The organism is Streptomyces triticagri (genome assembly GCF_003429565.1).
Lineage (GTDB): Bacteria > Actinomycetota > Actinomycetes > Streptomycetales > Streptomycetaceae > Streptomyces > Streptomyces triticagri.
The window spans coordinates 1-8,397 of sequence record NZ_QUAK01000185.1; the positions used below are offsets into that span (position 1 = coordinate 1).

General features: G+C 71.6%; 8 protein-coding genes. 1 reads left to right on the forward strand and 7 read right to left on the reverse strand.

The window, feature by feature from the left end:
- The 7 genes from DY218_RS26115 to DY218_RS26145 form a co-directional block, all read right to left on the reverse strand.
- Positions 1 to 1,573 (reverse strand): DoxX family protein (locus tag DY218_RS26115; protein WP_233521910.1); only part of this gene is annotated, 1,573 nt, incomplete at its 3' end.
- A 181-nt stretch (positions 1,574 to 1,754) separates the two neighbouring features.
- Positions 1,755 to 2,705 carry a 23S rRNA (guanosine(2251)-2'-O)-methyltransferase RlmB gene (gene rlmB / locus DY218_RS26120; protein ID WP_128558590.1) on the reverse strand — a complete coding sequence of 317 codons (951 nt, stop codon included), beginning with the start codon at positions 2,703 to 2,705 and terminating at the stop codon, positions 1,755 to 1,757.
- A 94-nt stretch (positions 2,706 to 2,799) separates the two neighbouring features.
- Complete coding sequence (gene cysS, locus DY218_RS26125) at positions 2,800 to 4,197, reverse strand: cysteine--tRNA ligase (protein ID WP_128558591.1); 1,398 nt, start codon at positions 4,195 to 4,197, stop codon at positions 2,800 to 2,802.
- A 97-nt stretch (positions 4,198 to 4,294) separates the two neighbouring features.
- Positions 4,295 to 4,699: a PPOX class F420-dependent oxidoreductase gene (locus tag DY218_RS26130; protein ID WP_128558592.1), complete on the reverse strand. Its 405-nt coding sequence runs from the start codon at positions 4,697 to 4,699 to the stop codon at positions 4,295 to 4,297.
- A 97-nt stretch (positions 4,700 to 4,796) separates the two neighbouring features.
- A complete protein-coding gene (gene ispF / locus DY218_RS26135; RefSeq protein ID WP_128558593.1) occupies positions 4,797 to 5,330 on the reverse strand; it encodes a 2-C-methyl-D-erythritol 2,4-cyclodiphosphate synthase in 534 nt (177 codons plus the stop codon).
- Positions 5,320 to 6,084, reverse strand: coding sequence for a 2-C-methyl-D-erythritol 4-phosphate cytidylyltransferase (gene ispD, locus DY218_RS26140; RefSeq protein WP_128558594.1), 765 nt, complete (start codon positions 6,082 to 6,084; stop codon positions 5,320 to 5,322). Before ispD ends, ispF begins: the two co-directional genes overlap by 11 nt.
- A 273-nt stretch (positions 6,085 to 6,357) precedes the next feature.
- The gene (locus DY218_RS26145) at positions 6,358 to 6,840 is read right to left on the reverse strand and encodes a CarD family transcriptional regulator (protein WP_003953493.1); all 483 of its coding nucleotides are present in this window, start codon (positions 6,838 to 6,840) and stop codon (positions 6,358 to 6,360) included.
- 754 nt (positions 6,841 to 7,594) lie between these two features.
- Here DY218_RS26145 and DY218_RS26155 point away from each other — a divergent pair.
- The gene (locus tag DY218_RS26155; RefSeq protein ID WP_233521911.1) at positions 7,595 to 8,338 is read left to right on the forward strand and encodes a DUF461 domain-containing protein; all 744 of its coding nucleotides are present in this window, start codon (positions 7,595 to 7,597) and stop codon (positions 8,336 to 8,338) included.
- The last annotated feature ends 59 nt before the right edge of the window (positions 8,339 to 8,397 follow it).

Below are 8,397 nucleotides of genomic sequence, written 5' to 3' on the forward strand. Positions count from 1 at the left end.
CGCCACCCGGGTCCGGCGGCGGCGCGGCGGGCTGCTCCTGCGGCGGCGCCTGCCCCGTCGTGCCCTGCGGCTGACTCGGCTGCTGTCCGGTGGTGCCGGCCGGCGCCGACTCGGGCGCCGTGCCCGGCTGCGTGGGCCGGGCGGACGGCCCCGCGGCACCGCCCTGACCCGGCGAACCGGTCGATGAGGGAGTACGCCGCTCGTCGCGCCGCTCCCCCGGCTTCTTCGGCAGCGGCGAGCCCGGCAGTTCATTGCGCGGCGTCTCGCCGGGACCCGGCACCCGCACCCGGTCGGCGTCCCGCACCGCGCCGCCGAGCAGCGCACCGACGAGCAGCGTCAGACCGACCAGGACCGCGGCGATCAGGGCGCCGCGGCGCAGCACCCGGCGGCGCAGATCCCAGATGTCCGCGCGCGGCCCCAGGGTGCGCCAGGCCTCGCCGGCGAGCCGCGCATCCACCGAGTACACCGGCGCTCCGGCGATGATCAGCGGGCTCCAGGCGGCCAGGTAAAGCATGTCGGGAGCGTCGTACACCGGCACGCTCCGCCAGCTGACCGTCACCAGAAGGGCGGCCGACAGCAGCGCCCCGATCCCCGCGGCGAACCGCTGCCAGAGCCCGAGCACCGTCAGCACACCGACGCCGACCTGCAGGAAGGCGATGAACAGGCCTGCCCCGACCGGGTGTTGGAGCGCGAAGTCACGCAGGGGTTCGGCCAGCGCCCACGGGTGCAGTGAGGTGAGCCACTTGACCATGGACCCGCGGTCGCCGCCGTCGAAGTACACCGGGTCGCAGAGCTTGCCCATGCCGGCGTAGATCGAGATGAAGCCGAGGAAGATCCGCAGCGGCAGCAGCACCACGCCGAGGTTCATCCGGCGCCCGGGGTAGTACGCGTGCCGCACCGGATCGCCGCCGGAGCGCCGCCGCCCGGTCCGCCGATCATCGTCGCCGTCGAAGTCCCGGCCGAGGTCGTACGCGTGATCGTCCCCGTACGCCGTGAACGCGCCGGTGTCACCGCCGAGTTCGCCCGCACCGCCGCCCCTGCCGACCGACGGGAGCAGCACCGTCTCGTCCGTGCCGGGGTGCCGGGGGCCGACCACGTGCGGAGTCTCCACCGTGCTCTCGGTGTCGCCGTACGCGGGGTCCGCGACGCCGACCCGGGGGATGACCTGTGTGGCCGCGCCGCCCTCGAAGGTGTCGAGCGGGGCACCCGCTTCGTCACCGTGCCGGACGCCGCTGCCGCGCACCGCCTGCAGGAGCCCGGTCGCCCCCGGGTCGCCGGGCGCACTGCGGCCGCTCCACACGACGGGCGCACGCCGCCGGCGCACGGCACCCGCGGCTCCCGCCACGGGGATCACCGACGTCGCGGCGGCGGCACCGGCGGACGCGAAGTGCCGTGTGATACGCGGGGACTGGGCCCGCTGAGCTGCGGGGAGCTGCACGCGGAAGCTCGCGTGATTGACGACGACCTGCGCCGGATCGCACGGCACCTTCGCCATGCTCAGCGGGGGGCCCTCGTCAAAGCCCGGGGAGCGTCCGCCCGTGGGTGTGCGGGGTGTTCTGGTGTCCACACTCATCTAACCGAGTGATGTGTGGTTAGGACACTGCCTCGGACGCCCCGATCTGTCCGGACCGCGTCAAGCCCCGCCGGGCGCCCGCACCTTGACTCCGGCGGACGTCAACGCGCCGGGCGCCGCGCCCACTCGGCCGCGACCCTCCACGCGCGCGTGCAGTACGGAGACCCGGCGCACCGCCCGGTCAGGCCCGGCTGCGCGCCGCCTCGTAGAGCACAACTCCCGTGGCCACACCGGCGTTCAGGGACTCCGCACCGCCCGGCATCGGGATCCGTACGAGGATGTCGCAGGTCTCCCCGACGAGCCGGGACAGGCCCTTGCCCTCGCTGCCGACCACGATCACCACGGGGCCGTCGAGCGCGGCGAGATCGCCGAGCTCGGTCTCCGCGTCCGCGGCCAGGCCGACCACCGTCAGACCGGCCTTCTGGTACCCCTCGAGCGCGCGGGTCAGATTGGTCGCCCGCGCCACCGGCGTACGGGCCGCGGTGCCCGCCGACGTCTTCCAGGCACCCGCGGTCATGCCGGCGGCCCGCCGCTCGGGCACCACTACACCGTGCCCACCGAAGGCGGCGACCGAGCGGACCACTGCACCGAGGTTGCGCGGGTCGGTGACCCCGTCGAGCGCGACGATCAGCGGCTCCTCGCCGTTGTCGTACGCGGCGGCGGCCAGGTCCTCGGGGTGGGCGTACTCGTAGGGCGGGACCTGCAGGACGAGGCCCTGGTGGTTCAAGCCGTTCGTCATCCGGTCCAGTTCGGCGCGCGGCGCCTCCATCAGGTTGACGCCACCGCGGTCGGCGGCGAGCTGCAGGACCTCGCGCACCCGCTCGTCGTTGTCGATGAACTGCTGGACGTAGAGCGTCTTCGCGGGCACGTCCTCGCGCAGCGCCTCGACGACCGGATTGCGGCCGACGACCAGCTCGGAGGTGCCCTTGCCGCCGCGCCGCTGGGCCGGCTTGCGGGCCGCGGCCCTCGCCTGCGCGCCGGCCACCCGGTTCTTCTTGTGGCCCTTGCGCATCTCGGCGGGCGGCGTCGGGCCCTTGCCCTCGAGGCCGCGGCGCCGCTTGCCACCGCTGCCGATCTGCGCGCCCTTCTTGTTGGACGTGCGGCGGTTCCTGCGCTGGCTGTTCCCGGCCATGACCTACCTGTTTCTGACTGCGTATGTGCGTACGTATAGGAAGTGTGCCGCCCGGTCCGGCGGGCGGCACGTCCACGACGGGTTCAGCGTGCGGTCACCGGGGGCCGAGGGTCCAGCGTGGACCTTCGGGGCTGTCCTCGATGACCAGGCCGGACTGGCCGAGCTGGTCGCGGATGGCGTCAGCGGTCGCCCAGTCCTTGCGGGCCCTGGCCGCCTCGCGCTGCTGCAGCACGAGCCGCACCAACGTGTCCACCGCGCCGTGCAGATCGTCGCCGCCGCCCTCGTCACCGGCCCACTGCTCGTCGAGCGGGTCGAGACCGAGCACGCCGAGCATGGCGCGGACCTCGGCGAGCCGGGCGACGGCCGCCTCCTTGTCGTCCGCGGCGAGCGCCGAGTTCCCCTGCCGGACCGTGGTGTGCACGATCGCCAAGGCCTGCGGCACGCCCAGGTCGTCGTCCATCGCCTCGGCGAAGGCGAGCGGCACCTCGGGCGCCGCCGGCACGACGCCGGCCTTTTCGGTGACTCGCTGCACGAAGCCCTCGATCCGCGCGAACGCGGACTCGGCCTCGCGCAGGGCCTCCTCGCTGTACTCGATGGTCGAGCGGTAGTGCGGGGTGCCCAGGTAGTAACGCAGGACGATCGGACGCCACTGCTTGACCATCTCGCTGACGAGCACCGAGTTGCCCAGCGACTTGGACATCTTCTCGCCGGACATGGTCACCCAGGCGTTGTGCACCCAGTACGAGGCGAAGTCGTCGCCGTAGCCCTTGGCCTGCGCGATCTCGTTCTCGTGGTGCGGGAAGACCAGGTCGAGCCCGCCGCCGTGGATGTCGAAGGCGGTGCCCAGGTACTTGTGCGCCATCGCCGAGCACTCCAGGTGCCAGCCGGGGCGGCCGCGTCCCCAGGGCGTCTCCCAGCTGGGCTCGCCCGGCTTCACGGCCTTCCACATGGCGAAGTCCCGCGGGTCGCGCTTGCCGGTCTCGCCCTCGCCGGACGGCTGGCGCAGCTCGTCCAGGTCCTGGTTGGACAGCTGCAGATAGCCGGGGAAGGAGCGGACGTCGAAGTAGACGTTCCCGTCCGCCTCGTAGGCGTGCCCGCGCTCGATGAGCCCGCGCATCATCTCGATCATCTCGGGGATGTGCCCGGTGGCCCGCGGTTCGTAGGTGGGCGGCAGGCAGCCCAGCGCGGCGTACCCGTCGTTGAACGCGCGCTCGTTCTCGTAGCCGATCGCCCACCACGGGCGGCCCTGCTCGGCGGACTTCTTGATGATCTTGTCGTCGATGTCCGTGACGTTCCGTACGAAGGTCACGTCGTAGCCGCGGTAGTCGAACCAGCGGCGCAGGATGTCGAAGTTGAGCCCCGACCTGATGTGCCCGATGTGCGGAGCGGCCTGCACGGTCGCGCCACAGAGGTAGATCGAGACACAGCCCGGCGTGAGCGGGGTGAAGTCACGGATCTGCCGGGCGCTGGTGTCGTACAGGCGAATAGTCACGCATCAAGGGTAGTGCGCCCACGACAGTGCCCCGCGCCCTGTCGGCAGCACGCGGGACACGATCGTGACTTTCTCCGGGCGCCGGACCCCGGGGGCTCTACAGCCGCCCGACGACCTTGCGCGGCTTGACCCGTACGACCACGCGCGGACCGTCGCTCGCATGCGCCGGGTTGAACTCGGCGTACGACTTGCCCGTGTACTTCACCGCCAACTCGTCGATCAGCTCCTGACCGCCTTCGGTGGTGATGTCGACGGTGCCGCGGATCTCGGCGTACGTGTACGGGGCGTCGAAGGGCTGCAGGACGACGGTGATCCGGGGGTCACGCCGCAGGTTCTTCTCCTTGCGCCGCCCGACCGTGGTGGAGAACAGCAGATCCTCGCCGTCCCGCTTCACCCACACCGGTGACACCTGCGGACTGCCGTCCGGCTGGATGGTGGCGACCTGGACGAAGACGGGAGTGTCGAGAAGTTCCTTGACCTGGTCGGAGAGTTGAGCCGACATCGGGACTGCCTTCCTGGCGACGGGGTGCGGGTGGGTGGGCCCGATCACTGCCCCCGGGACAGGAGCGTAGTCCTCCGCACGCCGCCCGACCCGGCACTCACACCCGTACGACGAGCGCCGTCGCCAGCGCCGCGAGCCCCTCCGCCCGACCGGTCAGACCCAGCCCGTCCGTCGTGGTGCCGGACACCGACACCGGCGCACCGACCGCATCGGACAGCACCCGCTGCGCCTCGGCACGCCGCTTGCCGATCTTCGGTCGTACGCCGATGACCTGGACCGCGACATTGCCGATGGCGAAGCCCTGGGCTCGCACGATCCGGGCGGCCTCGGCGAGCAGTGTCACCCCGGAGGCGCCGGACCACTCAGGGCGCGAGGTCCCGAAGTGCGCCCCGAGGTCGCCGATGCCGGCCGCGGAGAACAGCGCGTCACAGGCGGCGTGCGCCGCGACGTCCCCGTCGGAGTGCCCGGCCAGCCCGTACCCGTCGCTGTCCCGACCCTCCCACTTCAGACCCGCGCACCACAGCTCGCGCCCGCGCTCGAAGGCGTGCACATCGGTGCCGATGCCGACGAGCGGCAGGCCGACGGGCGGCGACGGCTCGGCGGAGGACCCGGCAGCTGTCTCAGAAGCCATCGTTGACCCTCCTGCGTGCGAGTACGGCCTCGGCGAGCACGAGATCGAGCGGCCGGGTGACCTTGAAAGCCTCCTCGTGACCCGGAACGACGACGACCGGGTGGCCGAGCTGCTCCACCATGCCGGCGTCGTCCGTGGCGCCCTCGCCGCTCAGCGCGACGGCCGCGTGCGCGCGCTGCAGCACGGCACGGTCGAAGCCCTGCGGCGTCTGGACGGCACGCAGCCTGGACCGTACGGGAGTGGCGACCACCGGCTCGGCGGCTCCGGGAGCACCGGGCTCGACCTCCTTGACGGTGTCCGCGAGCGGCAGCGCGGGGACGACGGCCGGCGCGCCCGCACGCAGCGCCTCGACGACGGCGTCGACGGTGTCCACGGGGACGAGCGGGCGGGCCGCATCGTGCACCAGGACGGTGCCGACACCGGGCGGCAGGGCCTCGATACCGGCCCGTACCGACTCCTGGCGGGTGTCGCCGCCGGGGACGACGAGCAGTTCGGTGCCGCCGGCCGACGCCAGGTGGTCGTCGAGCAGCGACTTCACCTCGTCGACGCCGTCCGCGGGTGCCACCACCACGACGAGCGAGACCGCACGCGAGGCGGCCATCGCGCGCACCGCGTGGATCAGCATCGGGGTGCCGCTGAGGGAGCGCAGCGCCTTCGGGGTGCCGGGGCCGAGCCGTACGCCGCGGCCTGCTGCGGGGATGACCGCGGCGGTGGCCGGAGGCGGTTCGGTGAAGGACTTGGGTTCGTCTGACATCTGGTCCGCGTTCAGGTTTGTTTCCTCGGCCGGGTTGGGTATGGCCACAACAGTGCGGGGCTCGAGTCCTGGCCGGGACCCTTCCGTGACATCCGGCCGAGACGGGGACGCCCGTGGTCTGGGCCCGGCACTCCCCTCAGCGCTCTCGGGCGCTCAGGCTGTGCAGACATGCCGCGGTGCCCGGCGACCAGTGGCTTCCTCCGGGACGTTTCCGTCACCGAGGAGCTGGTCAGCGGGCACCGCGGCATGGTGTCGCCGATGATGCGTCGGGCGTCAGGACGCGAGGACCTCGTCGAGCAGGGCCTCGGCCTTGTCCTCGTTGGTGTTCTCCGCGAGGGCGAGTTCACTCACCAGGATCTGCCGCGCCTTGGCGAGCATGCGCTTCTCACCTGCGGACAGACCACGCTCGCGCTCCCGGCGCCACAGGTCGCGCACGACTTCCGCGACCTTGATGACATCACCCGAGGCGAGCTTCTCGAGATTTGCCTTGTAACGGCGCGACCAGTTCGTGGGCTCTTCGGCATACGGTGCGCGAAGCACCTCGAAGACCCGGTCCAGACCGTCCTGACCGACAACGTCGCGAACGCCGACGAACTCCGCATTGTCTGCCGGTACGCGAACCGTCAGGTCGCCCTGGGCGACCTTCAGCACCAAGTAGGTCTTGTCCACGCCTTTGATCTGGCGAGTTTCGATGGCCTCGATCAGCGCGGCCCCGTGATGGGGATAGACCACGGTGTCGCCAACCTTGAACGTCATGTGACAGGTACCCCTTCCGTGGCTATCCAGAGTAACACGAGAACGGCGGGTTCTGAATGGCGTTTTCGCAGGTCAGGGCATATCTCAGGGCTTGACAACAGCGACTGGAACGTGCTGCGGAGGCTTAGCGGAAGCGGGTATTCGCAGGTCGGGGCCGATGTCCATGGAAGCCGAAACGCGCGCGTTACATCCTTCGAGGGCCCCGGCTGCGGGTGCAAACGTCCCGGTTTGCACCCCGAAGGATGCGCACCTCTCGCTACTCCGTTCGGTGACCACAGAGAGATCCGGGACACGATCCGGGAGCGGATCCACGAAGAATCCGGAATTGATCACCGGATGGGTCCGGGGCGCATCCGGTGATGGATCCACGGCGCTTCACGGACGCTCTCCGCACCGGCTCTCCGCACCGCCCCGAGAGCGGTCTCAAGATCGGCGGTGATCAATTCCCGGTACCGCCACGCATTCCTTACCGGAAATCCTCAGCCGGATCACCATGACCACTATGTGAAATCCGAACGACTTCGAACGGTGGATGCGAAACAAGAATCGTTCGGTACGAACCTGCGGGCCGGTTCGCGCGACCCCGTGCTCTTTGGCGGCCGCCGGCTCCGCGCCGCCGATCCGGTGGCAGGTGCCCAGGGGGCGGGTCGGGTGCGAGGGCGGCGAGACGGCTCGGTAATCTAAGGCCGCTGACAGACCAACAGGCGGTCGAGACACCCGGTCCGCCCGCCCGAGTTCAAGGAGTTGCCGCGCCGTGAGCCTCCCCCAAACTGCTGCCGGGGGTGCCCGCACCCTTCGCCGCGGCGCCATCGCCGCCTCCGTTCTCACCCTGTCGATCGGCGCCCTCACCGCGTGCAGCGCCGGCAACAACGCGCAGACGCTCGGCGTCCAGCCGGACGACGCGCACGCCACCGTCGGCGACATCCAGGTACAGGGTGCGATGGTCGTCACCCAGCCCGACCTGAAGTCCACCGGCCCGGCCGCGGTCGCCGCGACGGTCTACAACAACGGCGACAAGGCCCAGACCCTCGACTCGATCACCGTCGACGGGACGCCCAAGTCGGCGACCCTGAAGCCCGCGAAGGGCGGCGGCAAGATCACCGTCCCGGCCGGCGGCTACGTCGTCATCGGCGGCGACAAGAACGCCTCCGCGGTGCTGCCCAGCAGCCGTGGTTCGGTGGCGGACGGCAACGCCCAGCGGGTCACCTTCACCTTCAGCGAGACCGGCAAGGTCCAGCTGCGCACCTTCGTGGTCCCCGCCACCAGCTACTTCGACCAGGTCGGCCCGAGCGAGATCCCGAAGGCCCCGGACGGCAAGCCCAGCAAGCCGGCGCAGCCCACCGACGGGGCGAGCGCGCCGGACGGTGCCGAGCCGTCCGACTCGGGTGCGCCGGCGGACGGTGCCACGGGCGCCGGCGCGGAAGCCGGCACGGACGCGGGCGCAGGCGCGGACGCCGAGCACAACGGCGGCGCCGCCGAGGGCGACGCCGGACACTGAGCCTCGGACCGCCGGCCGCGCACAACCCGGCGGCCGGCCCGCCCGAGTACGCCGAGGGC